This window comes from Sporosarcina sp. FA15, from assembly GCF_051550195.1.
In the GTDB taxonomy this organism is placed as follows: Bacteria; Bacillota; Bacilli; order Bacillales_A; family Planococcaceae; genus Sporosarcina; species Sporosarcina psychrophila.
Genome location: NZ_CP188818.1, coordinates 3,596,655 through 3,621,202, shown reverse-complemented (window position 1 = coordinate 3,621,202; position 24,548 = coordinate 3,596,655). Strand labels below are relative to the sequence as shown.

20 protein-coding genes are annotated in these 24,548 nt (G+C 39.1%); 6 read left to right on the top strand and 14 right to left on the bottom strand.

The features are described 5' to 3' along the window. The first annotated feature begins 118 nt into the window (after positions 1 to 118). Together ACP8HG_RS17055 and ACP8HG_RS17050 are read left to right on the top strand one after the other, a co-directional pair. Positions 119 to 2,059 (top strand): GTP-binding protein, encoded by a 1,941-nt coding sequence (locus ACP8HG_RS17055; protein ID WP_438297293.1) that lies wholly within the window; start codon positions 119 to 121, stop codon positions 2,057 to 2,059. Between the two features lie 574 nt (positions 2,060 to 2,633). Continuing rightward, positions 2,634 to 3,791 carry an alpha-hydroxy-acid oxidizing protein gene (locus tag ACP8HG_RS17050; RefSeq protein WP_342539335.1) on the top strand — a complete coding sequence of 386 codons (1,158 nt, stop codon included), beginning with the start codon at positions 2,634 to 2,636 and terminating at the stop codon, positions 3,789 to 3,791. A gap of 77 nt (positions 3,792 to 3,868) precedes the next feature. Here ACP8HG_RS17050 and ACP8HG_RS17045 read toward each other — a convergent pair whose 3' ends face one another. From ACP8HG_RS17045 to ACP8HG_RS17030, 4 genes are all read right to left on the bottom strand, one after another. Further along, entirely contained in the window at positions 3,869 to 4,477 is a 609-nt protein-coding gene (locus tag ACP8HG_RS17045) for a class I SAM-dependent methyltransferase (RefSeq protein ID WP_187046301.1), read from the bottom strand. Between the two features lie 307 nt (positions 4,478 to 4,784). Next, positions 4,785 to 6,080 (bottom strand): C4-dicarboxylate transporter DctP, encoded by a 1,296-nt coding sequence (gene dctP / locus ACP8HG_RS17040; protein ID WP_438297290.1) that lies wholly within the window; start codon positions 6,078 to 6,080, stop codon positions 4,785 to 4,787. A 115-nt stretch (positions 6,081 to 6,195) separates the two neighbouring features. Continuing rightward, complete coding sequence (locus ACP8HG_RS17035) at positions 6,196 to 6,897, bottom strand: response regulator (RefSeq protein WP_187046300.1); 702 nt, start codon at positions 6,895 to 6,897, stop codon at positions 6,196 to 6,198. Next, a complete protein-coding gene (locus ACP8HG_RS17030) occupies positions 6,887 to 8,488 on the bottom strand; it encodes an ATP-binding protein (RefSeq protein WP_399629970.1) in 1,602 nt (533 codons plus the stop codon). The genes ACP8HG_RS17035 and ACP8HG_RS17030 overlap by 11 nt, the downstream gene beginning before the upstream one ends. A gap of 86 nt (positions 8,489 to 8,574) precedes the next feature. Between ACP8HG_RS17030 and ACP8HG_RS17025 the strand changes: the two genes are divergently transcribed. Together ACP8HG_RS17025 and ACP8HG_RS17020 are read left to right on the top strand one after the other, a co-directional pair. After that, entirely contained in the window at positions 8,575 to 9,633 is a 1,059-nt protein-coding gene (locus ACP8HG_RS17025; protein WP_187046299.1) for a DctP family TRAP transporter solute-binding subunit, read from the top strand. Beyond that, positions 9,634 to 10,935, top strand: a complete 1,302-nt coding sequence (locus ACP8HG_RS17020; protein WP_340741146.1) for a uracil/xanthine transporter — start codon at positions 9,634 to 9,636, stop codon at positions 10,933 to 10,935. A gap of 79 nt (positions 10,936 to 11,014) precedes the next feature. Here ACP8HG_RS17020 and ACP8HG_RS17015 read toward each other — a convergent pair whose 3' ends face one another. Next, positions 11,015 to 11,905 carry a LysR family transcriptional regulator gene (locus ACP8HG_RS17015; RefSeq protein ID WP_067204177.1) on the bottom strand — a complete coding sequence of 297 codons (891 nt, stop codon included), beginning with the start codon at positions 11,903 to 11,905 and terminating at the stop codon, positions 11,015 to 11,017. 123 nt (positions 11,906 to 12,028) lie between these two features. On the opposite strand from ACP8HG_RS17015, the gene ACP8HG_RS17010 reads away from it, so the two are divergent. Then, positions 12,029 to 13,219 (top strand): coenzyme F420-0:L-glutamate ligase, encoded by a 1,191-nt coding sequence (locus ACP8HG_RS17010; protein ID WP_187046297.1) that lies wholly within the window; start codon positions 12,029 to 12,031, stop codon positions 13,217 to 13,219. Positions 13,220 to 14,217: 998 nt separating this feature from the next. Here the strand turns inward: ACP8HG_RS17010 and ACP8HG_RS17005 are convergent. Together ACP8HG_RS17005 and ACP8HG_RS17000 are read right to left on the bottom strand one after the other, a co-directional pair. Then, complete coding sequence (locus ACP8HG_RS17005) at positions 14,218 to 14,559, bottom strand: zinc ribbon domain-containing protein YjdM (protein ID WP_067204173.1); 342 nt, start codon at positions 14,557 to 14,559, stop codon at positions 14,218 to 14,220. A gap of 158 nt (positions 14,560 to 14,717) precedes the next feature. After that, entirely contained in the window at positions 14,718 to 16,076 is a 1,359-nt protein-coding gene (locus ACP8HG_RS17000) for a PLP-dependent aminotransferase family protein (RefSeq protein WP_438297286.1), read from the bottom strand. 94 nt (positions 16,077 to 16,170) lie between these two features. On the opposite strand from ACP8HG_RS17000, the gene ACP8HG_RS16995 reads away from it, so the two are divergent. Beyond that, entirely contained in the window at positions 16,171 to 16,758 is a 588-nt protein-coding gene (locus ACP8HG_RS16995; protein ID WP_438297284.1) for a GNAT family N-acetyltransferase, read from the top strand. Positions 16,759 to 16,878: 120 nt separating this feature from the next. Here ACP8HG_RS16995 and ACP8HG_RS16990 read toward each other — a convergent pair whose 3' ends face one another. The 7 genes from ACP8HG_RS16990 to ACP8HG_RS16960 form a co-directional block, all read right to left on the bottom strand. Next, complete coding sequence (locus ACP8HG_RS16990; protein WP_338654362.1) at positions 16,879 to 17,259, bottom strand: VOC family protein; 381 nt, start codon at positions 17,257 to 17,259, stop codon at positions 16,879 to 16,881. Positions 17,260 to 17,415: 156 nt separating this feature from the next. After that, positions 17,416 to 18,918, bottom strand: a complete 1,503-nt coding sequence (locus ACP8HG_RS16985; RefSeq protein WP_342539332.1) for a malate:quinone oxidoreductase — start codon at positions 18,916 to 18,918, stop codon at positions 17,416 to 17,418. A 396-nt stretch (positions 18,919 to 19,314) separates the two neighbouring features. Next, positions 19,315 to 21,378: a GAF domain-containing sensor histidine kinase gene (locus ACP8HG_RS16980; protein WP_438297281.1), complete on the bottom strand. Its 2,064-nt coding sequence runs from the start codon at positions 21,376 to 21,378 to the stop codon at positions 19,315 to 19,317. Positions 21,379 to 21,478: 100 nt separating this feature from the next. Then, entirely contained in the window at positions 21,479 to 21,958 is a 480-nt protein-coding gene (gene rlmH / locus ACP8HG_RS16975; protein ID WP_067204158.1) for a 23S rRNA (pseudouridine(1915)-N(3))-methyltransferase RlmH, read from the bottom strand. Between the two features lie 79 nt (positions 21,959 to 22,037). Beyond that, positions 22,038 to 22,202: a CxxH/CxxC protein gene (locus tag ACP8HG_RS16970; protein WP_082786443.1), complete on the bottom strand. Its 165-nt coding sequence runs from the start codon at positions 22,200 to 22,202 to the stop codon at positions 22,038 to 22,040. Positions 22,203 to 22,370: 168 nt separating this feature from the next. Continuing rightward, entirely contained in the window at positions 22,371 to 23,618 is a 1,248-nt protein-coding gene (locus tag ACP8HG_RS16965; RefSeq protein WP_231885746.1) for a S1C family serine protease, read from the bottom strand. 130 nt (positions 23,619 to 23,748) lie between these two features. Next, a complete protein-coding gene (locus tag ACP8HG_RS16960; RefSeq protein ID WP_067204153.1) occupies positions 23,749 to 24,537 on the bottom strand; it encodes an MBL fold metallo-hydrolase in 789 nt (262 codons plus the stop codon). Positions 24,538 to 24,548: the final 11 nt, after the last annotated feature.

Below are 24,548 nucleotides of genomic sequence, written 5' to 3'. Positions count from 1 at the left end.
TCTGATTCCTCCTTCACATTCAGTTTGTCTTTACAGTATAACACCTATTTAAGGTCATTCGCCCAATTCAGATTTGCTATACTACTGGTAGTAGCAAGAAATGGACAGGAGCGACATCATGTATAAAACAATTGGCATACTTGCACACGTAGATGCAGGAAAAACAACTTTTTCTGAACAACTGCTTTATCATACAAAAAGCATTAAGCAGAGAGGACGCGTGGACCATAAAGACGCCTTCCTCGATAGCCATACAATTGAGAAAGAAAGAGGTATTACGGTTTTTGCAGACCAGGCATCCATTTCCTATAACGGATCTACCTACTACATTATCGATACACCTGGACACGTCGATTTTTCTCCTGAAATGGAACGCGCTATTCAAGTAATGGATTATGCCATTATTATCATTAGCGCAAGCGATGGCGTGGAAGGTCATACGGAAACCGTGTGGCAACTGCTCCGCAAACATCAGGTACCCACATTCTTTTTCATCAATAAAACGGACCGTGAAGGAACCGACATTGCAAGTGTACTCCATGAAATTCGCACCAATCTATCGGAAGACATCTGTGACCTTACATCCTCTTTCAATGAAGGAATTATGGAAGATGAACTCATTGAATTTATCGCAGAACGTGATGAAGCACTTCTTGAGACCTATTTGGAATCAGGTTACGACAACGATTTGTGGCTTGCAACATTAAAGAAAATGATTAGCGACAATAAAATCTTCGCCCTCTCCAGCGGTTCTGCACTCAAGGACATTGGTGTCATGGCGTTTTTCGAGAAGCTCGATTTATTGACAACAACTTCTTACGATGATGATAGTGATTTCGCTGCACAGGTCTATAAAATCCGCCATGATGACAGTGGTAACAGGGTCACTTTCCTTAAATCACTAAGCGGTACGCTAAGCGTCAGGGATGGAGTGAATTATGGAGATTACACGGAGAAAGTGACACAGATACGCGTTTATAACGGTAATAAGTTCAAAGCAATCGATCATGTTCATGCCGGTGAACTGTTCGCCGTTACTGGATTAACGCAAGCGGCCATTGGTGATGGCGTTGGAGCACTAGAAGAAAAAGCGACCTTTGACATGATGCCTACCCTTAAGTCAAAAGTTATTTTCGACGCTGCCATCCATGTGAAAGAAGTACTTCGATGTTTTAACCTACTCGATGCGGAGGATCCTTCTTTGCGCGTCTTCTGGGATGAACATTTTCAAGAAATTCATGTTCACGTTATGGGCGTCATCCAGCTCGAAGTACTCCAACAAATTGTTAACGAGCGTTTTTCGATTCAAGTCTCCTTCGGTGAACCTAAAATCCTGTATAAGGAAACCATTGAAACATCCGTAACGGGTTATGGTCATTTTGAACCTTTAAGGCATTACGCGGAAGTACATCTTTTAATTGAACCAACCGAAAGGAATAGTGGCATACAGTTCGACAACGTCTGCCATGCAAACGATTTACTTATTGGTCACCAAAACGTAGTACGCAGCCATTTATTCGAACGAGAGCATCATGGTTTATTAACCGGCTCAGCTCTCACAGATGTCAAAGTAACGTTACTGACAGGACGAAGTCATAACGAGTACACATCTGGAGGTGACTTTAGAGAGGCTACTTTCCGGGCTCTGCGACAAGGTTTAGAACAAGTACCCAATAAGTTGCTCGAACCCTACTACGATTTCAAAATAAAAGTGGACTTGGATAATATGGGAAGAGTGCTGTCAGACATTCAACAAGCACATGGCAGCTTTGACGCACCAGAAACAATTGGCGAAAAAGTTATTGTAAAAGGGCGTGTGCCAGTTGCTACTTTTATGAATTACAGCACCGTCTTTGCTTCATTCACCCACGGTAAAGGAACGCTTAGCCTGTTATTCGGGGGCTATGACCGCTGTCATAACCAGGAACAAGTCATTGAAGAAATCGGTTATAACAAAGAAGCGGATCCCGAATACTCATCCACTTCCATTTTCTTGACCAAAGGAAAAGGCTATTCCGTCCCGTGGGATGAAGCCGAGAAGGCAATGCATTGTTTATAAATAAAACCCATTGTCATGTCTGTTGATTAACCAAAGTAACCAGTGAGTAACGTGACCACCTACTGGGCGCTATGTGTATAGTTGACTTTGGACTGCTTTGGATAGAGTGACTTCTATACGATTACCGGGACGTCTAGATATGTAGGAATGCGACACGCAACTATTCGCAACAGGATTACTGAAAAAAGTGTGGCTAGAAGTGACGGAGTCACTTCTAGCCACACTTGCCTCACGGTAAATGTGTCGTGATTAATTCGCCGAAAGCGAACCGGAAATGATCCAGTGAAAAAGGATTATTTTAAGCCCTGCTCACCAGTATTTTATTCGAATAAATGGTTAATCAACAGACGTGACCCATTGTTGTTTTATTCATGCAGCATAGACCGCCTGTACTTTTAGACTATTTTAAATAAATTGCGATTGACTTTAATTTCAAATGAATATACGATTACTACTATTATTAATTCTATGAAAAACTTCTTAGAAGAGCGGCCAGCTAGTAAAACTTATTTCAAAGATTCAAGTGTTTTTTATTAAAAGAAAACCAATTTCCTTATGAAGGGTATGAATCGATTTGACTTTAACTAGAAACAACGACTTACTATTACAAAACATCACACCTGATGAATCATTTCCGGTTTCATTCAAAGAATTGGAAGCGGCTGCTAAAGAAAAGATGCCCGCTGGTGCATTCGGCTATATCCAATCTGGGGCGGGTGGTGAAGAGACGTTGCGAAAAAACGTCTCCTCTTTTTCAAAATATTCCATTGTCCCCCGATTTCTAAATGATGTTTCTACATTGGACACGTCTGTAAAATTATTCGGCCATACATATCCTTCTCCTCTATTAATTGCACCTGTGGGCATGCAAAAAATCGCACATGAAGAGGGCGAGATTGCTACCGCTAAAGCAGCAGCCACGCTTGGCATTCCATTCATTCAAAGTACAGTATCTGGCTTTTCAATTGAGGAGGTTGCAGAAGCTACTGGCGACAGTCCAAAATGGTTTCAGCTCTACTGGTCAAGCACTAACGATGAAATTGGTTATAGCATGGTCAAGAGAGCCGAGGAAGCTGGTTTTGAGGCCATTGTCTTAACAGTTGACACAGTGATGATGGGATGGCGTGAAGAGGACGTACGCAATCAATATTCCCCTTTGAAACTAGGATTCGGCAAAGCGAACTATGAAACAGATCCGGTATTTTTGTCCTCCATTCCAACTAACGATTTTGACTCCATCATTCAAGGGATACTGGATAATGTTTACCACCCTACACTAAGTTGGGCCAAAGTCATGGAGTTAAAGAAAAGAACGTCCTTGCCAATCCTCTTAAAAGGGATTTTACATCCGGAAGATGCAAAGCTCGCTATCGAAAACGGCATTGATGGCATTATCGTTTCAAACCACGGCGGGCGTCAGCTTGACGGGGTTATTACTAGTATTGATGCTCTACCAGCAATCGTAGAAGCGGTAGGAGGTGAAATTCCTGTACTATTAGATAGCGGAGTTCGTCGAGGCACAGATGTTGTCAAAGCACTTGCACTGGGGGCTGATGCAGTTTTAATCGGCAGGCCATTCGTGTACGGATTAGCGGTAGATGGACAAAAAGGCGTTGAAAAAGTATTGGAGAATATCCTTCAAGAAATGAAAGTTTCCATTTCATTATCGGGCGTTTCTGCTTTAAAAGATCTTCGCAACTTACTAACAACGAATACTCCTAAAGCTTTTTAAAAATAACGAAATACTTCATCTATAAGAGAAAAGTAAAGCCACGTTCCGCCTGGAACGTGGCTTTACTTTTTGTCGGATTAATCTCCAAGTCGAAACACCAAAAAAAGTTCGTTGGGGTCTTTTTCATGCATGCTGGACACCTTTACTCCCTTTATCAGCTCAAAAGGAGTGCTCGTTTCAAGGAACTCAATATAATCACTTGTTGGATAGTAAAGGATAATATCTACAGATCGCTTGTGCTGGTCGACTGACCGTAGAACGTTAGCAATAACCGTCATGAAAATCTGGATTGAAAAAGGATTGAAGAAATAAAACCGGTTATCCTCCGCCTCCACTTCATATTCCTCTGCCAGACAGCATTCAAAGCTGATGAACGTGTTTGACCGTTTGACTTTTTGCATATAACTTGCTTGGTTTTCAAGTGCTTCCTGATACAGTTGCCCACTCATTTCAATGCCTGTAACCGAAACACCACATCGATTATGTATATAAAATGGCAGCCTGCCTTTGCCACACCCAAAATCCACTAATCTGTCGGTTTTCTTTAATTCATAGACCTCAAAAAAATCATCCAATGCTTTATAGGGTGTCGCTTCGTAGCGGTTATAATGAGAGGACTGATGCAGCCATTCACGCACTCCAACAGTATTAATGCGCAGTAACCGATCGCATTCTTTATCATACATAGCCATTTCTCCCAACTTGTTTATACCCATTGTATCAAAACACCCGAAAAAAACTTGGACATTTTGAAAACATGCCCAAGTTTTTTATTCTAGATAAGTTGAAATAAAGATTCCCTTTAAATCCGCTACAGCGCTCGGGGATGCCTCCCGCCCTAAGCCAAGTAGCTTCGCCGCCAGTCCTAGGGCATCGGCTACTCCTTATAAGGCGCCTTCGCTCAGTTTATTTAGGTATCCAATTGTTCAACATATATACTCTTTGCTATTGTGGTTAATTTAGCGTTATATGCCTTACTATCATTCTCCATCCTTACTTAAGCGTCGAGTTCAATACAGCTACTTGCCCAGCCTTCTTGGTGGCTTTCATTTCGGAAATAGCTTCCAGATGTTTCGTTGTATCAAATTCATTAACACTTTTCGCCACTACCATTGTAGCGATTCCGTTTCCGATTAAATTCACAATCGCACGTCCTTCACTCATAAAACGATCCACACCAAGAAGCAATGCTAACCCTTCAAGAGGAATGATTTGTAATGCCGCTAAAGTTGAAGCTAAAACGATGAAGCCGCTGCCTGTAACGCCCGCAGCTCCCTTAGAGGTTAACATTAATATTAATATTACTGTAATTTGTTGTCCTAGTGTTAAGTCGACACCAAACACTTGCGCCAAAAAGACGACCGCCATTGAAAGATAAATAGATGTACCATCAAGATTAAAGGAATAACCTGTCGGGATTACGAGGCCAACAACAGATTTTGATGCTCCGTAACGCTCCATCTTATCCATCATTCTTGGCAGAACAGATTCTGAAGAACTTGTACCTAAGACGATTAGTATTTCTTCCTTGATGAATTTCAGGTAATTCCATAAGCTAAATCCATTCATCTTACAAATGATATTTAATATGACAAAGATGAATAAAAACATTGTAATATAGACTGACATCATTAATTTACCCAGTGGTACCAGTGAAGTCAGCCCGTAATGACCAATTGTATATGCCATCGCTGCAAATGCGCCAATCGGGGCTGCTCTCATGATATAACCTATAATTTTAAAGAAGACGAGCGAGAGTTTATCCATGAACTCTATAACCAATTTGCCCTTCTCGCCAAGAGCGGCAAGGCCTACACCAAATAAAATGGAGAAGAATAACACTTGTAGAATATCGCCTTTTGCAAACGCATCGACCATATTAGAAGGAACAATCTGAGTGACAAACTCAATCCAGTTAATACTTTGTCCACCTTCAGCAGTATATTTTGATACATCGCCTTTTTCAAGTTCATTGTAGTTGAGTCCTGCTCCTGGTTTTACAAGATTAACAACGATTAACCCAATAACAAGCGCTAATGTTGTAACAACCTCGAAGTAAATAAGAGCCTTACCACCAACTTTACCAACCTTTTTCATATCTCCCATTTTCGCGATCCCAAGTACAATCGTTAAGAATATAATAGGGGCTATGACCATTTTCACAGCATTTATAAAAGTATCTCCTAGTGGCTTCATTTCTTTTCCGACGTTTGGCCACACGAGCCCCACTACTACCCCAATCAAAATTGCGATTACTACTTGAACGGTTAAATTCTTAAATATTCTCACCTTTAATCCCCCTTTAAACTGAATACTTCATCATTACTAATTAATACAAATGATAGCGCTTTCAGTAGGGTGTGAGAAGTTTATGGTCATAACGGCTATTTTGGTCTTTTTGGTCTTACTTTTTTTGCTGATTGGATACATAACGATTTATAGGTCTTCCAACCCCTCCGTATTGGACATCGAGGGTAATGCCACCGCTTTTTTCCAGGTAATCTAAATAGCGGCGAGCAGTCACTCTAGCTATTCCGATTGCACCTGCCACCTCTTCGGCGGAGCGCGGACCGTCTTGGTTCTGAACATACATCGTAATTTCATTTAAGGTGAATTCATTCAAACCTTTTGGTAAATTGTTGCCTGTGATTTTCTTTGAATGCTCGGAGTAAATCAGTAAATCAAGCTGTTCTTGTGAGATCACTTCAGATGCATTCAAGCTTGTCCTGTATTTCCGATATTTCTCCAATGCCTGCTGAATTCGCTGAATTTTAAATGGCTTAATAATATAATCCATCGCACCATTTTGAAGCATAAGCTTAATTGTTTCGCTGTCTTTAGCGGCAGATACGACAATCACATCTGCCTCCAATTTTTGTTTTCTGAACTCTTGTAATGTCTTGATCCCGTCTTTTTTTGGCATATAAATATCTAATACTACAAGATCTGGACTTAATTCTTTCAAAAGTCTAATTCCCTCTTCGCCATTACTAGCGACGGCCACTACTCGGAATCCTTTTATACTTTCAATAAACTCTCTATTTACTTCTTGAACCATTGGATCGTCTTCAATCAGTAGTACCTTTATTTCTTCTTTACACGTCATACAACTCATCCTCCACTTCCATTGGGAAGGTAATAATGATTGAAGTTCCTTCACCCTGTTGGGATGAAAGGTCAATTTTGCCTCTCCCTTTATCAACGATCTGTTTTATCAAAAAAAGCCCGTAACCGGTACCTTCAGATTTGTTCATCGTAAATCCTTTTTCATAAAGTCTTGGTAGGTATTCTTCGCTCATGCCAGATCCATTATCCTCAACCAATACGGCACACACGTAAGCTGACTGTTCAAAACTAATATCAATTCTTTTATCCTCAGTCTCAATTTGATCGAACGCCCCAAAAGCATTTTCTAGTAGATTACCTAATAACACAACAAAGTCATGTTGGTCTAGTTGATTGGGAAAGGCGGCAAAATAACTATTTTGATCAACCTCAACAGTAATCCCTAATTCTTTTCCCCTTCTTACTTTGCTTAAAAGGAGACCTGCAACTGCATCATTTTTAATTTTTTCATTCAGAAAACTTGTTACATTTTCTTGCTCTTCCGATGTATTAAAAGCAAGTTGCAACGCTTTTTCAGGTTTCCCGAGCTGAATTAGACCAGCTATCGTATGAAGTTTGTTCATATGTTCATGGCTTTGAACCCGCAATGCCTCTACAAAGTTTTTGACACCTGTTAATTCTTCGGCAAGCTTAGTCACTTCTGTACGATCCTGAAAGATTGCTACAGCACCAATTAATTCGTTATCCTTTTTAATCGGTATACGATTACTTACGATCACTTTTCCGCTTACCTTTATCTCCTCATTATATACCGCCTTATTTCTTTCAACAATTTCAGGAAGCCTTGTGTCCTTCAGTACATCGCGAATTGGTTGACCTATAAAATTTCCTTTTACATTAAATATCATCTTTGCTTTCTCATTAAATATCGTAATAATTTCTTTATTGTCGATTGCAATAACGCCTTCATTCATTGAATGAAAAGTAGCTGTTCTTTCTTCATGCATTCTCTTAATTTCATATGGCTCCAACTGAAACATTTGTTTTTTAATATGATTAGCAAGCATTGCTGAACCTATCAAGCCAAATAATAATGTTAATACAACAATTATAAGAATGTCTGTTGTTAAATCGCCCATAATTTCAATAAAACTCGGGATTTTATTGCCAACGACGACAACACCGATTTGGTTTAAGTCTGAATCCTTAATCGGTACAAATGCCCGAATAACGGTACCAATCTCTCCTTCTGCCTTCGAAAAATAGATATGCTCCGCAAAAGCCGGCTTTTCATCCTCACCTGTCGAGGGTTTTCCTAGCATTTCCTTTACAGGATGAGAATACCGAATTCCATCCATATTCATGACAACAACATAATCCGTATTATTAATGAGTCTTATTTCATCGACAACGGGGTTCACTATTTTCCACCCTATTGGTTCTTGGACTGCTTTTCTTATATCTGATAGTTCAGCTACAGTTCGTGCCGTGTTCATAGATCTGATTCTTAATTCTTTTTCCTCTTTTTGTTGAATGTTAGCAATGATGACAATTCCGCCGATCAACAATGAAAAGATAACTACCGCATAAGATAAAGTCATAATTTTCCAACGTATAGGTAATTGTCTCATTTTCAGTTCCCCTTTCCTACTATTCATCTTTACGAATCGCAATTTTCTGAGTATGCTTACACTAACGAAGTAATAGGAGGCTTACGGTGAAAAACATATTTGTTTATATGCTCCTTTTAGGCACTGGTATTGCTATTGTTTTAGGATACTATAATCTATTTCCTCAGAAAGAACTGGTTTATGACGATGATCAGGAAGGACTCAGTGATCAAATCATTTTTAAATTTAGCCATGTCGTTGCCGAGAATACGCCGAAAGGACGTGCGGCAGACAAGTTTGCAGAGCTCGTTAATGAGAAATCAAATGGTCATATAAAGATCGTCGTCTTCCCAAACGGAAGTTTGTTTTCTGATATAGATGATATTAATGCCTTAAAAGAAGGGCAAGTACATATAATAGCTACCTCCACCTCAAAACTTGGAGTACTTTCTCCTGAATGGGGTGTTCTCGATCTACCATTCGCCTTCCCTAATCATGAAGCTATTCACAAAGGAATACATGGGCCTATCGGTGAACACCTGCTAAACTCATTACAAAAAAATGGCATTATTGGACTCGCCCATTGGTCCAATGGTTTTAAACAAATCACATCAAACAAAGGCCCTATTGTTACACCACAAGATCTAAAAGGGCAAAAAATCAGGATTATGAAAAGTGATGTCATTCAAGCCCAATATGATCTATTAGGCGCTAAGGCGCAACAAGAATCATTTAATTCCACCTATAACTTAATCGAAGCCGGACATGTTGATGGCGAAGAGAATACGATTTCAAATATCCATTCTAAAAAGTTCTATAACGTTCAAAAACATTTGACGATCAGTAATCATGGATACCTAGGTTACGTCGTGATGATGGATCAAAAAGTCTGGGATCAGCAAACAAAAAACACTCAGCAAATCCTACTTGAAGCTATGGATGAGACAACTGCCTGGAACGACCGGCATTCTATACTAATGAACGAAGAGCAACTTGAACTTATCAAACGTAACTCATCTATTCAGATTCATGAACTAAGTGATTTTGAAAAACAGGAATGGATAAAGGAACTGTACCCTGTATACGATATTCTTTCAACTACAATTGGCAGTAAATTGGTTGAAGATATAAAAGAATTAAGAGCTACTTATAGAGGAGCGGATTGAATGAAAACTAAGTCAGTAGGGGCGTCTATCACTTTACTAGCGGGATTTCAGTGGCTGTTCTTTATGTTTGCCAATACAGTCGTTATTCCTATTTCTGTCGGCAGTGCTTTTCAGTTGGAATCCATTGAAATTGTATCCGCCATTCAACGCTCCTTCATCTTCACAGGAGTGGCCTGTATGCTGCAAGGGCTTATCGGGCATCGTTTAGCATTAATGGAGGGTCAATCTGGACTGTGGTGGGGCGTCATCCTAAGCTTGGCTGCTACGGCCAGTACGATGAATCTCGAACTAACTACGATTGGTGGCAGCATTGCAGTTGGGGTTATAATTTCGGGCATTATTGTCGCAGTTTTCGGTATTTTGGGTATGGGAGAAGTGTTAAAGAAATGGTTTACACCCATCGTAATGTTTGTTTTTCTCCTATTACTAGCTAATCAGCTCATCACTATTTTTCTAAAAGGAATGATTGGCCTCAATATAGGTGATTCTATAGATGTAAAAGTCGCCTGTTTTTCATTTACTCTCGCCGCACTGACGATCCTTATCCATGTAAAAGGAAAAGGAATTATTAGCAGCTTGAATTTGCTCATCGGAATGACAGTCGGATGGATTGCTGCCGCCCTGCTGTTTCCTGCGGAAGTAACAGAGACAATTAAAACGACGCCTTTCCTTACCTGGTTTCCTTGGGGGCAACCCGCTTTTGAGTGGGGCATCGTCATTACGGTGGTCATTACTGGATTATTAAACACTACGAATACGATTGCCACATTGAAAGGGGCAGAAGATGTTTTTGAACAGGAGACAACTCCCAAGCAGTACCGTGCCTCCTTCTTCCTAACAGGGATGTTGTCGACAGCTTCAGGCGTGCTTGGACTCGTCCCCTATGCACCCTACGCTTCATCATTAGGATTTTTGCAGTCAACTGGAATTCGCGAAAGAGCACCGTTTTTTGTAGGATCCATGTTATTCATCCTCTTGGGATCGGTTCCACAGTTAAGTGCCTTTTTCTCAACAATTCCGCATAGCGTTGGTAACACAGTACTGTTTGTTGCTTATTTACAGCTGTTCCGCTCAGCAATTCGCAACATAGAAGGCCTGAGATTCGAACCCACTACAGTCTATCGCATCGCTTTACCGGTGTTATTAGGACTATCGATTATGACATTACCGGCAACGGCCTTTACAACGATTCCACAGCTTATACGCCCAATCCTTTCGAACGGCATGCTAATGGGGATTTTGGCTGCACTTTTTATGGAGCTTTTGCATTATCTCGGTCAACAGAAGCGAGTGATGTCGTGATTAGGACTATTTCCGTTATATCAGAAGTTCCAATCTAACCGTTAATAAATGTGGGTACCGGGTATTGGTGAAAAGTAATTTACAGCTGTTTGCCTTCTACAATCTCAACGAATTTTGTTGAGGCTCGTGATAATGGTACACTTTTTAAAAAGCATACGCCTATACTTCTCGTCGGTATCTTTTCATTTAGTTGTACTTCATATAACAATCCTTTATTTAAATACTCTTGAGAAAACTCTTTTGTTACACACGCTATCCCTAAATTTATTTTAGCAAACTCTAATAATAAGTCATGTGAACCTAATTCAAATTCCGGTGAAATCTTTATACCTTTAGAAATCATATAATCCTCTACATACTTTCTCGAGTTTGATTTCGATTCAAGAAAAATTAATGGAAGCTTTACTAATTCATGTAGGCTTAAGGGTTTAGCCAATATTTTCTTAAACCTTTCCCCGTAAACAAATGTATCCTGGATATCAATACATGGCTTCAGTTCTAATGTAGGATCGTCAATCGGGAAGTTACAAACAGCAACATCTACTCCACCTGATTTTAAAATCGAACAGAGTTCCAATGTCGTACCATTTACAATCGTAAATTTTATATTTGGATATCTAATGTGAAAAGCCTCCAAATAGGGAAGTAGAAAATACCTTGAAATTGTATCTCCTACACCTATCTTTAATTCACCTGTCGTTAAGTTTTTAAATTCTAAAATCTTTTCTTCTCCGACATGAATTAAATTAATAGCCGAATTGGCGTATTCAAATAGCAGACTACCTTCATTTGTCAGAGATACGCCTTTTGGACTTCTATAAAAAAGACGTGTATCTAATTCTCTTTCCAACTGCATGATTGCCTGACTAACTGCTGGTTGCGTCATATAAAGATCTTTTGCAGCCTTGGAAAAACTCTCGCTTTTTCCTACTTGACAAAATATTTTATATAAATCTAATTTACTAACCATATAAGCACCCCTTATACCGACCATTTGTTATATTAATTTTACTTATACCACTAATGCGTTGTATAGTACAGATAGAAAGTTAGTTAATATAAATATACTTTGTAATATTAAGGAGCGATTCCATTGGAAAGAATAGTTGGAACAGTTGCAAGAGGCCTCCGTTGCCCAATAATAAATCGTGGAGATAATATTGAGGATATAGTAGTAGAAAGTGTGTTAAAAGCTTCCGAAGTTGAAGGCTTTACATTTAATGATAAAGATATTGTTTCTATAACAGAATCCATTGTTGCTCGAGCTCAAGGGAATTATGCAACGATTGATCATATTGCTAAAGACGTTAGTTCAAAGTTCGGAGAAGAAACTGTTGGAGTAATATTCCCTATTTTAAGTCGTAATCGTTTTGCAATCTGCCTTCGAGGTATTGCAAAAGGCGTTAAAAAAGTTGTTTTAATGCTTAGCTATCCTTCTGATGAAGTTGGGAATCACCTTGTGGATCTGGACATGCTTGATGAAAAAGGAATTAACCCTTGGACAGACGTTTTAACGGAAGAACAGTTCCGCGGCCATTTTGGTTATAATAAACATGCTTTTACTGGTATTGATTATATTGATTACTATAAATCATTAGTTGAAGAATACGGTATTGAATGTGAAGTTATATTCTCAAACAGTCCAAAAACGATTTTAGATTACACAAAACATGTTCTTACTTGTGATATACACACGAGATTTAGAACTAAAAAAATATTAAAAGCAAATGGTGGCATTAGCGTTTATAGCCTCGATGACATATTAGCCGAGTCTATGGATGGTAGCGGTTATAACGAAGATTATGGGCTGCTTGGGTCAAATAAATCAACTGAAGATGATGTAAAACTGTTCCCACGTAATTGCCAACCTGTCGTTGATAACATACAGCATATACTCAAAGAAAAGACTGGCAAAGATATTGAAGTCATGATTTACGGAGATGGAGCGTTTAAAGATCCAGTCGGTAAGATATGGGAACTTGCGGATCCAGTCGTATCACCAGCTTACACACCAGGGCTTGACGGTACACCTAATGAAATAAAATTAAAATATCTTGCCGACAATAACTTTGCCGATTTAAGAGGCGATGACCTTAAACAAGCTATATCACAATTCATTACCGATAAAGACGATGATCTTGTAGGAGCAATGGAAGCACAAGGTACTACACCAAGAAAACTTACCGACCTTATTGGCTCTCTATCTGATTTAACATCAGGAAGCGGAGATAAAGGTACACCTATCGTCTTTATACAAGGCTATTTCGATAACTTCACAAAATAAAAATTACTCAAACACTAAGCGTCCTGAGTACAGTTGCTTTTAGATCTCTTTGGATTGAACGACTCCTATACCAGTACCGAGATATCTTGCTCAATAGGGATGCGACTTCGTCGCATCCCTATTGAGCTTTTTCGGTAATCAGTATGGTGGTCGTTCATCAGTCGCTCCCCAAAGTCAAAGGTACACGAAGGAGGGCACTGAAAAATTACGATTTCCTTCAATCCCGTTGATTTCCGTTTCGAGCGGACGCTTTCCGCGGGCACGGCTTCAGCCTCCTCGTCACTGCGTTCCTGCGGGGTCTTCAGCTCGCGCTGTTCCCGCTGGAGTCGCCGCTCTTCACTACAATCAACTAGTTCTTTCTATAAAAAAGAACTTTTTCATTGGCTTCACACGAAGTTCTAAAGCTTTTTGGACCAGAAGATTAGTGGTTTCTTATCTGGATAAAGACTGCCAAAGATACAATTTGGGCTGCTCAATTCCTCTCTATAGGATTTTTTTAAAAAAAATTTAAAGAAGTGTCACTTTCCATAGGGCATCATATGATGTTTGCTAAAAGCAATTAAGGAACGCATTGGACAACGTGCAAACGTGCCCAAAATTGTATCTTCGGGCACTAATAACTTCTGTGAAAAGTCATCTATTCTTATTTTCCAAGCAACTGCAATTTTCACTTGAACGTTGTAGGTACGCGACAGGTAACTAATCGCTACAAGATGACCTAGGAGGAATGAACTGCAATTCCTCCCCAAGGGTGTGGCTAGAAGTGACGAAGTCCCTTCTAGCCACACTTGTCCCTCGGTAAAACTGTCGTGATTATTTTATCCGAAAGCGAGCCGGAAACGAACTAGTCCAAATTAAGGATTTTGCACCTATCTTACCAGTATCTTGTGCAAGAAAATAGTCAATCAACAGATGTGATAAATGATAAAAAAAAGCTAGGCTCTCGTCGCCTAGCTTTTTCTATGTGTACAGCCAAGTACTTTGAAGTGAAAAGTAACTTATAACTTTTTAACAAATTCCGTTTTTAATTTCATAGCTCCAATACCATCAATTTTACAATCAATGTCATGGTCCTCGTCAATTAACCGTATTCCTTTTACTTTTGTACCTTTTTTAACGACTAATGAACTTCCTTTTACTTTAAGGTCTTTGATGACTGTTACAGAATCACCATCGTTCAAGACATTTCCATTTGAGTCTTTATAAACTTTTGTTTCCTCACTATTTTCAGCTTCTGCTCCTAAAGACCATTCATGGGCACATTCTGGGCAAACAAAAAGATTACCATCTTCGTATGTATATTCAGAATTACATTTTGGACAATTTGGTAAATTAGGCATAATTTCATTTCCTCCATTCGTTATATGCTTATATCCTCTCACAGTCTTCCCGTATTGACAAACCTTCCTTGAAGCTCTTTATTTAAACCTGTCCTATCTAGAATGCTTGGTAAACATTTTGCTCACAGTTGCAAATGCACGACAAGAATAGCCCCTTACTATCTTTCCTGCCAAACCTTTGCAAGTAATTGAATTCCACGAGTAATGTCCTCATTAGAAAGCCCACCATATCCGAGTAAAACTAAATTAGTTGATTTTACATTGACGTAAGAATTTGAAACTGGATAAATACGAATATAAATTACTTTCGCTAATTCAATAGCATCTTCTTCCGTTAAATCAGCAGGTAACTTTAAAACGATATGCAGACCAGAGCTCTCCCCGATAACTTCATATTCGGGCGATAAATAGTGATGAATTGCCTTTAAAATCGTCCTCTGTTTTTGTCGATAAATCGTCCGCATTTTATCGAGATGTCGTCTCCAATAATCTTCCCTCATAAAGTCAGCAAGGGTAAGTTGTTCCATTCGAGAAACCGTTGATTTTTGAAGAGCAAACTTCTGCTCAAATGGCTCAACAAGCTTGATAGGCAAAACAAAGTAACTCATACGAAGAGATGGAATAAGTGTCTTTGAAAATGTACCAAAATAAATGACTCTCTTCATTTCATCAAGCTCAGCAAGTGAGGGTATAGGCTTTCCTTTATAGCGAAATTCGCCGTCATAATCATCCTCAATGATGTAAGCATTGTTTTGATGGGCCCAATTAATTAACTCAATTCTTCGTTGTATCGGTAAAATCATCCCCAGTGGAAATTGATGTGCTGGCGTTGTGTAGAGAAACTGATGTGATTTACTCGGAACAGTCACTCCTAATTCATCTACAGGAATCGCTTCATAAGGTATTCGCTGTTGTTCAAAAACCGCTTTAGCTCGAATAAATCCCGGGTCTTCAATAGCAACAGACGCTGCTTCATAGAAAAACTGACAAATCATATGCAATTGTGTCTGTGTACCACTACAAACGAAGACTTGATTCGGCACGCATGATACACCACGGGATTGTTGAACATAGGCAGCAATTTCTTGGCGTAGGCGCCATTCACCTTGCCAAGGACTCATGGTAAATGAGGCATCTCCTATATGTCGACTCAATAGCTTTTTCCAAGTCTTAAAAGGAAAAACATCCTTCGCTACATGGCCTGAGTGAAAGTCGATGTCGATTTCAGCAATTTCGGGGGGTGAACTATATAGTTGCTGATGTTTCGAAACAAGGCGCTCATAATCATAAGCAGCAACAAAGTAACCAGATCGCTCTTTACTTTCGATATAGCCTTCAGCTATTAGTTGAGCATATGCTTCCTGAATTGTATGCACACTAACACCTAAATCCCTTGCAAGTTGCCGTTTTGAAGGTAACTTCGTATGTAGGAGAAGATGATGCTGTATGATTTTTTCTCGAATTTGCCTATATATTTGAAGATAATACGGGGCATCTCCATTGAATGACAACTCCATAAAAATCTCTCCTCTGGTATGGTTGCTTTTATACTATTTGGTACTTCTAATCATATCAAAGTTAAGGTGTAATGAAATAAAGGAGTGATGGTTCATGGAAACTATTCAATTATACGGAGATGCTGTTGTTTTAAGACCAATGACCAAAAATGATGTAGATGGCATATATGCACATTGCCAAGACGAGCGTATTTGGACGCATATGTTGGATACATTAAAAACGAAAGAAGACGTACAGACCTATATTGAACAGGCATTAGTTAATCGGGAAACAGGAACGGAATACCCTTTTGTCATTGTGCTTCGAGCAACAAATGAAATAATTGGCTCTACGCGATTTTTCGATATTTCCACTGCACATAGACGGTTAGAAATCGGTCATACTTGGCTGCATCCGTCATTTTGGCGCACAAACATCAATACAGAGTGTAAATACTTGCTACTATTTTACTGCTTTAATCAACTACAGTTTCAACGAGTACAACTTAAAACAGGTCATGAAAATAGCCAATCTCAAAAAGCTATTGAACGGATTGGTGCTAAAAAAGAAGGGGTTTTACGTAATCATATGATTAGACCTAATGGAACGGTGCGACATACGGTTATGTATAGCGTAATAGAAGAGGATTGGCCTGAAGTAAAACAGCGTATAGAAGACTTAATGGAGAGTTATCAAAAATAAACCGGTACTTTATCAAGTAGGAGACACCACATAATTCTCTCAAGGTTTAAACAAATACAAAAACGACTAAGAAGTATGTTCTAAGTCGTTTTTGCACTTATTTTTTCATTAGTCAGAAGCTCACTTTCTTTCCAAAACCGCAAAGTAATTTCCTTCATTATCCGCAAAATTAAATACTCTGCCAGAAGGCATCGTTACCATGTCTCCAACTGTGATCTGTTTATCCTTAAAGTCTCTGTATAATTCATCAAGATTCTCTGAGAAAAGCAGTAATGAAGGTGTTTGAAGATTTAATTCCGGCTGCATTTTAGCAATGAGTTCCTTATTGTGAAGTATGATAGTTGTTTCCGCATCCTTTGTTGGAGCGATTTCAATCCACCTCATTCCTTGGCCATTATCTTCTTCTGAAATGACGCTAAATCCTGCTTTTTCCGTCCAAAACTTCACTGTCTCATCTTGGTTATTGACATATAACATAATTTGACCGATTTTTGTAATCATATTGTTCACTCCCTATGAGTAGTTTGTTTTGTGTACTTACGACAAAGGTCTCCGTGACCATCTAGCTAAAGGGTCTTGAAAAAAGAACCTTCAATCCAAAGACAGATCAAAGGTTCTATATTATAGTTCATCTCGATTGTTTCTATATCCAAAGAATTAGCTTTGGTCCGACAAGTTTTCGCTTAGACCAAGCGCCTGCGCTGTTGAAGTATGCATTTCGTGCAAAAGCTCTGGATTTTCCATTAGCGACATGCCATACGAGGGAACCATTTCTTTCAATTTTGGTTCCCATTCTTCGATATATTGCGGGAAGCATTTTTTAATGACATCAAACATAACGTGTACGGCAGTAGAAGCACCCGGAGAAGCGCCTAGCAAAGCTGCAATCGATCCATCTGCAGCAGTGATAACTTCCGTACCAAATTGAAGTGTTCCTTTACCGCCCGCCTCAGTATCTTTGATAACTTGTACACGTTGGCCCGCTACTACAAAATCCCATTCTTCAATTTTGGCATTCGGGATAAACTCTTGTAACTCTTTCATACGCTGTTCTTTCGATAACATAAGTTGCTGGATGAGGTACTTTGTCAATGACATTTCTTTTGCGCCTGCGGCTAACATCGTCAACACATTATTTGGTTTGACAGAAGTTATTAAATCTAACATTGAACCCGTCTTTAAGAACTTTGGTGAAAAGCCGGCAAATGGTCCAAATAGCAATGACTTTTTATTGTCGATAAATCTTGTGTCCAGATGCGGAACAGACATTGGTGGAGCGCCAACCTGCGCTTTTCCATATACTTTTGCGTGATGCTGCGCCACAACATCCGGATTATTACATACCATGAAGATTCCGCTTACTGGGAATCCACCAATATGTTTTCCTTCAGGAATACCGGTTTTTTGTAGTAGATGCAGACTTCCTCCGCCGCCTCCGATAAAGACAAATTTTGCAGTATGGCGTTCGATGCTACCGCTATCGACATTCTTCACTTTCAATTCCCATGCGCCATCATTTGTTCGCTTAATAGCATCAACACTATGTTTGTAATTGATATCGACATTTTTATTCTGTAAGTGGTCAAACAACATGCGCGTTAAAGCACCGAAGTTGACGTCCGTTCCAGTGTCGATTTTTGTTGCTGCTATGGCATCATTTGATGGGCGGCCTTGCATAATTAGCGGAATCCATTCCATCAATTTTTCTGGGTCAGCGGAAAATTCCATCCCTTTGAACAACGGGTTATTTGACATCGCTTCAAAACGTTTCTTTAAAAATGCTACATTTTGTTCCCCTTGTACCATGCTCATATGAGGCAATGACATGATAAAGTCCTGCGGATTGTTGATCAGCTTATTGTTTACAAGATATGACCAAAACTGCATTGAAAGCTGAAACTGTTCATTGATTTTTATAGCTTTGCTAATATCTACAGATCCGTCTGGTTTTTCACTGGTGTAGTTAAGCTCACACAGTGCCGCATGGCCAGTTCCTGCATTATTCCATTCGTTAGAGCTTTCCTCCCCCGCATTTGCGAGCTTCTCAAACACTTTAATATTCCATTCTGGTACTAATTCTTTTAGCATTGTCCCCAAAGTCGCACTCATAACTCCGGCACCAATTAAGATAACGTCTGTTTTAGTTTTTTGGTTACTCATTTTTACCATCCTTTATACCCTAGTATTCGCAGAAAGGATGTAGGCGCTCCTGCTTAGGCGTTATAGCAAGCTAAGGAGTGACCTAGACACATATCTTTTCTGTCTCAATTTTTACAATTATTCATGGATCGGAATAACTTCTATTATATAGTAGTTATAGTCGATTTAAAAGATAGTAAAGCCGAACGTCTATAGGAACACTCAAAAATCCACGGCTTTACCCTAGCTTCTTGCAAAGGGTAAAGCTCTTGTGTGCCGTTACCATTGGATCGACACTTCAAATTTTACTTCCACGACAAATCTAAAGTAGTTTTTTATGATTAACTTTAATTTAATCTTGAACAAATGAATACCTCTATAATCTGAGTGAAGGCATCTCCTAACACCATAGCGAATTCAACGGAGTCCTATGTAGGTGTCAAATTTAACAAAAAAAGTAGTTCCTTCAGATCCTGTTTGAATTTCAATTTTTGCGTTATGACGGGCAACAATGGCATAACATATACCTAAACCCAATCCAGTACCATTATCCTTAGTTGTGTAGAATGGAGTACCCAATTTCTCTACTGTCTGAGGACTGATACCTTCTCCTTGATCCCGTATTGCAAGAACTACACAATTTCCATCTTCCTTGTAGGTGCTGATGGATAGAACTTTCCCTGTGCTCATTGCTTCAAGGCCATTACGATATAGGTTTATTATTAATTGTCGGATCTCATTAGGATTTAAAAGTAGTTCTGGGATGTCTTTAATATCGAATTGAATAAGTTTATTTTGATTACATGTATCGATTTTTATCAAAGGAGTAATATCACGAATAATTGAATTTAAATCTAACATCTCTAAATCAGATGTCCTTGTATTACCTATTGAAAGAAATTCAGTAATAATAGAATTTGCCCGGTCAAGTTCTTCAATCATTAAATTAAAGTAACCATTATGTTTTTCAAATTCGCCTTCTTTTTTTAATAACTGTAAAAACCCTCGTACTGTTGTCATTGGATTTCTAATCTCATGACTAATACCTGCCGCCATTTGCCCTATTAAGTCTAAATTTGATAACCTTTTCAATTCTTGCTCATATTTCTTTTTTTCCGTTATATTTTTTAAAAGACAGCAGATCCCCTCGTCATACGGATAAGCGACTACTTCGTACCAATAATCATCAGAGGTTGAGAGATATTCGAAATGTACTGATACTCGCTCTGACATTGCACGATGAAATTCTTTATACATGACTGTATCCACACTCTTCGGGAAGACATTCCAAATATTCTTACCTAATACATCTTCTGCTGTTTTCTTTTGTGGTATATATTGATGTTTATTTAAGTAGATAAATTCCCATTCTTTATTCAATGCAAAGAATCCATCTGTAATACTTTCAATAACACTCGTGACTTTTTCATTAGCAGTAGCTAATTCGCTTGTTCGCTCTTCCACCATGTTTTCAAGTTGGTCCATATATAACAAGTTTGAAAACGTAGGGGCTGTGGCGTCAACTATAGATTTTGCTAGTTGAATTTGAGATTTATCGTAATTATTAGCTTTCCCTTCTACATTAACAACTGCTATTACCCCTAATACTTCTCCCATTGAAACCAACGGAATCATAAATAGATACTTACTTTCTTCATTCGGGCCGGAAATTACACTTTTTGTTTTAATAACCTTTTGCATCAGGGTTTCAAAGCTTTGATTCATTCTTATGCTTTTAAGGTTCTCAATCCAATCTGCCTGTGTCCACTCACAGTCTTTACTTAACTTCGTTAATCTAATTGCTGTATTTTCTAACGGATCTAGAAGATATGCAGCAATACTTTTGCTATCTAAAACTTTTCCTAAGTAATAAAAACATTTATCGAGACATTCTTCTACAGAAGAACACATCGATAAGTCACGTGTAACATTAAGTAATAATTGCTTTTCAGCAATAAGGCTTTCTTTTTGTTTTAAATTATTTGCGTTTTGAATTGCGACTGCAGCCATATTCACATAAGCTTCAACACTTTGAATTTCTGACTCTGTTAAGTTCATTGGTGTTCCATAATCAAATAAAAAAACCAGACCAAACAACTCGTGCCCAAATGCAATAGGCAGAGCTAATAAGGATTTAATTTGGAAGGCTTCAACTGATCTCGGATCCGGTCGATTATCCTTTGAGGTATCAGGGATGTAGATGGTTTTTTGAGTTTCAATAACTTCTTTGGCTAGTAAGTCTATTTCAACATCTATTACCTGCGTATCAAGCGTTATACCATTTATAACTTCTGGTTTTCCTGCAAACCCTCTGAATGTTCCATCCTTCTGGGGTAAATAAATACCAACAGAGTTACATTGAACAACCTCTTCGGATATTGCCATTGTTACCCGCTGTAATACTTCGCGTAGTTCTAACTTTGTATTTATTATTTTGGTTATGTTCGCAAGCCTAGAATATCTCGTCTGTTCACTTAACATTCACACGGTCCCCAATCATAGGCATTATAAATTTCAGTTAAAAATCAGTATCTATACGTTACGTTATTTTTTATCTCTCATTTCATATTAAAAATCTCTTTTACTTATGATACGGTTCATTCTTCATTATCCTGAAAGCCCTATATACCTGCTCCAACAATATCAGCTTCATCATCTGATGTGGAAACGTCATTTTCGAAAAGGACAGTAATTCATCCGCGCGTTTTATCACACTGTCATGCAGTCCTAGTGATCCACCAATAACAAATGCCACCTTACTACGTCCGTACGTCATCAACGACTCTAAATCCGCCGCTAGCTCTTCTGACGTCTTCATCTTACCTTCAATCGCAAGTGCAATCACATACGTATCCGACCCAAATTTCGCCAGAATTCGCTCCGCTTCTTTTTTCTTCACAATTTCCATATCGGCGTCGCTTAATGATTCAGGTGCTTTCTCATCCGCTACTTCGACTATATTAACTTTTGCATACGCGCCTAATCGTTTTGAGAATTCCTCAATGCCCATTTTTAAATACTTCTCTTTTAATTTACCTACTGTCACAATCGTTATATTCACAAGTTATCCACCCTTTTTTATTTATTACAAACAAAACTTATGCACATATCCACAACACTTATCTACATCTTGTGTCCGACTATTTGTTCGCCACAACATATATCGAAGGCTCTTCACAGTAGTTGCACTTTGTGGATAACTTTTCTTCCTCCGATACAACTTCCATGATTGGAAACTTTCCTTGCTCCGCTACAAAAACGTCTAAAGCATGGTTTATATGAGTTTCACAGCTATAAGTATTCATTTCTATCCCAACTTTCAGCTTTTTTATTTCACACAAAGTTATTCACAAATATTTAGATTTATCCACAAACAGCGAATACAATAAAAAAACGGGTATAATAGCTAGCTGTTAGCTATTATACCCGTTGTGGATAAGTTTTTCATGGTAATCTGTGTATAATTTTTATTACTAGAATGAGTTACCGTCTTTTAACACCATTTCAATTTCAAGCAATTGACCATCGCGATACACTTTCATTTGCATTGTGTCGCCTACTTCTTTCGAATTATACAGATGTTTACGCAAGGTGACCATGTCCTCAATTTTTTCGCCATCCATTTCAACGATGACATCATACTGCTTTACACCAGCAAGTTGGGCAGGAGAATTGCTCATTACTTCATTGATGACAACCCCGTCTGTTACATCCACCGGTAACTTTAGCATTTCCCGTTGTTGTTGAGCTGGTATACTTCGAAGATCGAGTAATGTAACCCCCATTGTCGGACGGTTTACTTCACCATGTTCTTCAAGTTGATCGATAATCGGCATTGCAAGATTGATGGGGATCGCAAGTCCGATTCCTTCAACCGTTGCCTCCGATACTTTCATGGAATTGATGCCAATAAGCTGGCCAGCAAGGTTAATTAACGCGCCTCCCGAGTTACCAGGATTAATGGCGGCATCGGTTTGTAAGGCATCTGCAAACCAATCTACTGTGCCATTTTCATCAAAATCAATTGGAATCGAACGATCTTTTCCGGATACAACGCCAACGGTTACCGAACCTGAAAAACCGAGACCGAGCGGATTACCAATTGCAATGACCGTTTCACCGCGTTTCAAAGCATCTGAATCCCCAAAATCAATAACTGTTTTAACAAGTTTAGCGTCAATTTCAATGACAGCTAAGTCAGTCCACATATCGCTACCAACGATTTTTCCGTCTGTCTTCGAACCATCATCGAAAGTAATTTCAAGTTCTTGTGCACCTTCTATAACGTGATGATTCGTTACGATATATGCTTTGTCCCCTTGTTTTTTATAAATGACACCCGAACCTGAACCTGTTTCCCTTGTCGTTTCTACAGGCGACCAAGGATCACTAATTGTCTTCAAATTCGTTACGCCAACGACTGAATCCGCCACTTTCTCGACAATATCAGTAACGTCGTTATTTACATCAAGAGATATGCGTTCTGTTTGCATAGCATCGACCTTCTGCTCCGAGCCATTAACCAGCGACTGTTCCTTTGTACTACTTTCGCCTTGCATGATGAACCATACAAGTAATGCACCGATTACAACTCCAATGAAGCCGGATATGAATCCGCCTCTTCTTTTTGGCGGCTTTTGACTATGTCGCGCTGTACTTTCCGGCATAGGAGCAGAAGGTTGCGGCTCTCCATTCGCCTGATTCTGATTTAGTTCGTCCATACGCCTCTCCCTCTCTAATGATGATGTCATTGTAGTTAACATTACCCTATTTCAACCGTTTCAAAATAAAAAACCTTACCTTAGCAAGGTTTTTATACAATCCCCTGAAGGTAAGGCTAGAGACATTACTCTATACTGTGACAAGTTCAGTCGGCTGATCTGCATCTGTATCATAGAGATGAACAAATTCACCTGTCCTGATACCGCATGTTTCCAGCGTCTGTGTAACACTCATCCTTGCAAGATCTTTCATATTATTATCTTTACTTAAATGTGATAGATAGATTCTCGTATCTTTTTGATCGACAACTTCACTCATTGCAACCGCAGCATCTTCGTTAGATACATGTCCAACATCACTCAGAATTCGTCGTTTGACGGACCAAGGATAGCGTCCTACCTGCAGCATACTAACATCATGATTGCTTTCAAAGACAAAAGCATCTGCACCGCGGATGAACCCTTTCATCCTATCACTCACATAACCTGTATCTGTAATGACCGCCAATTTTCGGCCATTCTCATGGAAAACATAAAACATCGGATCAGCTGCATCATGCGAGACAGCAAATGACTGAACATCGAGTGAACCAAATGATTTTACCGTTTCCATATCAAATTGAAAGCGCTGCTCGAGCGGAATATTGCCAACAAGACCGTCCATCGCCTGCCATGTTTTTTCATTCGCATAAATTGGTGTGCCATATTTCCGTGCGACAACACCAATCCCTTTTATATGGTCACTATGCTCGTGCGTTACAAAGATACCGTCAACTTTTTTCATAGAACGATCAATGCCAGCCATTAAACTGTCCATCTTCTTCGCACTAAATCCCGCATCCACGAGAAAGGTATGTTCATCACTCTCTATAAATACCGCATTGCCGCTACTGCCGCTTGCGAGGACACTAAAACGCATTGCAAAAACCC

Excerpts from the sequence above, each read along its gene's own strand:
- ACP8HG_RS16990 (WP_338654362.1), bottom strand. The coding sequence starts at position 17,259 with ATGATTACAAAAATCGGTCAAATTATGTTATATGTCAATAACCAAGAT.
- ACP8HG_RS16965 (WP_231885746.1), bottom strand. The coding sequence starts at position 23,618 with ATGGACGAACTAAATCAGAATCAGGCGAATGGAGAGCCGCAACCTTCT.
- ACP8HG_RS17005 (WP_067204173.1), bottom strand. The coding sequence starts at position 14,559 with ATGCCTAATTTACCAAATTGTCCAAAATGTAATTCTGAATATACATAC.
- ACP8HG_RS17020 (WP_340741146.1), top strand. The coding sequence starts at position 9,634 with ATGAAAACTAAGTCAGTAGGGGCGTCTATCACTTTACTAGCGGGATTT.
- ACP8HG_RS17045 (WP_187046301.1), bottom strand. The coding sequence starts at position 4,477 with ATGTATGATAAAGAATGCGATCGGTTACTGCGCATTAATACTGTTGGA.
- ACP8HG_RS17035 (WP_187046300.1), bottom strand. The coding sequence starts at position 6,897 with ATGACGTGTAAAGAAGAAATAAAGGTACTACTGATTGAAGACGATCCA.
- ACP8HG_RS16980 (WP_438297281.1), bottom strand. The coding sequence starts at position 21,378 with ATGTTAAGTGAACAGACGAGATATTCTAGGCTTGCGAACATAACCAAA.
- ACP8HG_RS17015 (WP_067204177.1), bottom strand. The coding sequence starts at position 11,905 with ATGGTTAGTAAATTAGATTTATATAAAATATTTTGTCAAGTAGGAAAA.
- ACP8HG_RS16985 (WP_342539332.1), bottom strand. The coding sequence starts at position 18,918 with ATGAGTAACCAAAAAACTAAAACAGACGTTATCTTAATTGGTGCCGGA.
- ACP8HG_RS16995 (WP_438297284.1), top strand. The coding sequence starts at position 16,171 with ATGGAAACTATTCAATTATACGGAGATGCTGTTGTTTTAAGACCAATG.
- ACP8HG_RS17030 (WP_399629970.1), bottom strand. The coding sequence starts at position 8,488 with ATGAGACAATTACCTATACGTTGGAAAATTATGACTTTATCTTATGCG.
- ACP8HG_RS17055 (WP_438297293.1), top strand. The coding sequence starts at position 119 with ATGTATAAAACAATTGGCATACTTGCACACGTAGATGCAGGAAAAACA.
- ACP8HG_RS16970 (WP_082786443.1), bottom strand. The coding sequence starts at position 22,202 with ATGAATACTTATAGCTGTGAAACTCATATAAACCATGCTTTAGACGTT.
- ACP8HG_RS17000 (WP_438297286.1), bottom strand. The coding sequence starts at position 16,076 with ATGGAGTTGTCATTCAATGGAGATGCCCCGTATTATCTTCAAATATAT.
- ACP8HG_RS16960 (WP_067204153.1), bottom strand. The coding sequence starts at position 24,537 with ATGCGTTTTAGTGTCCTCGCAAGCGGCAGTAGCGGCAATGCGGTATTT.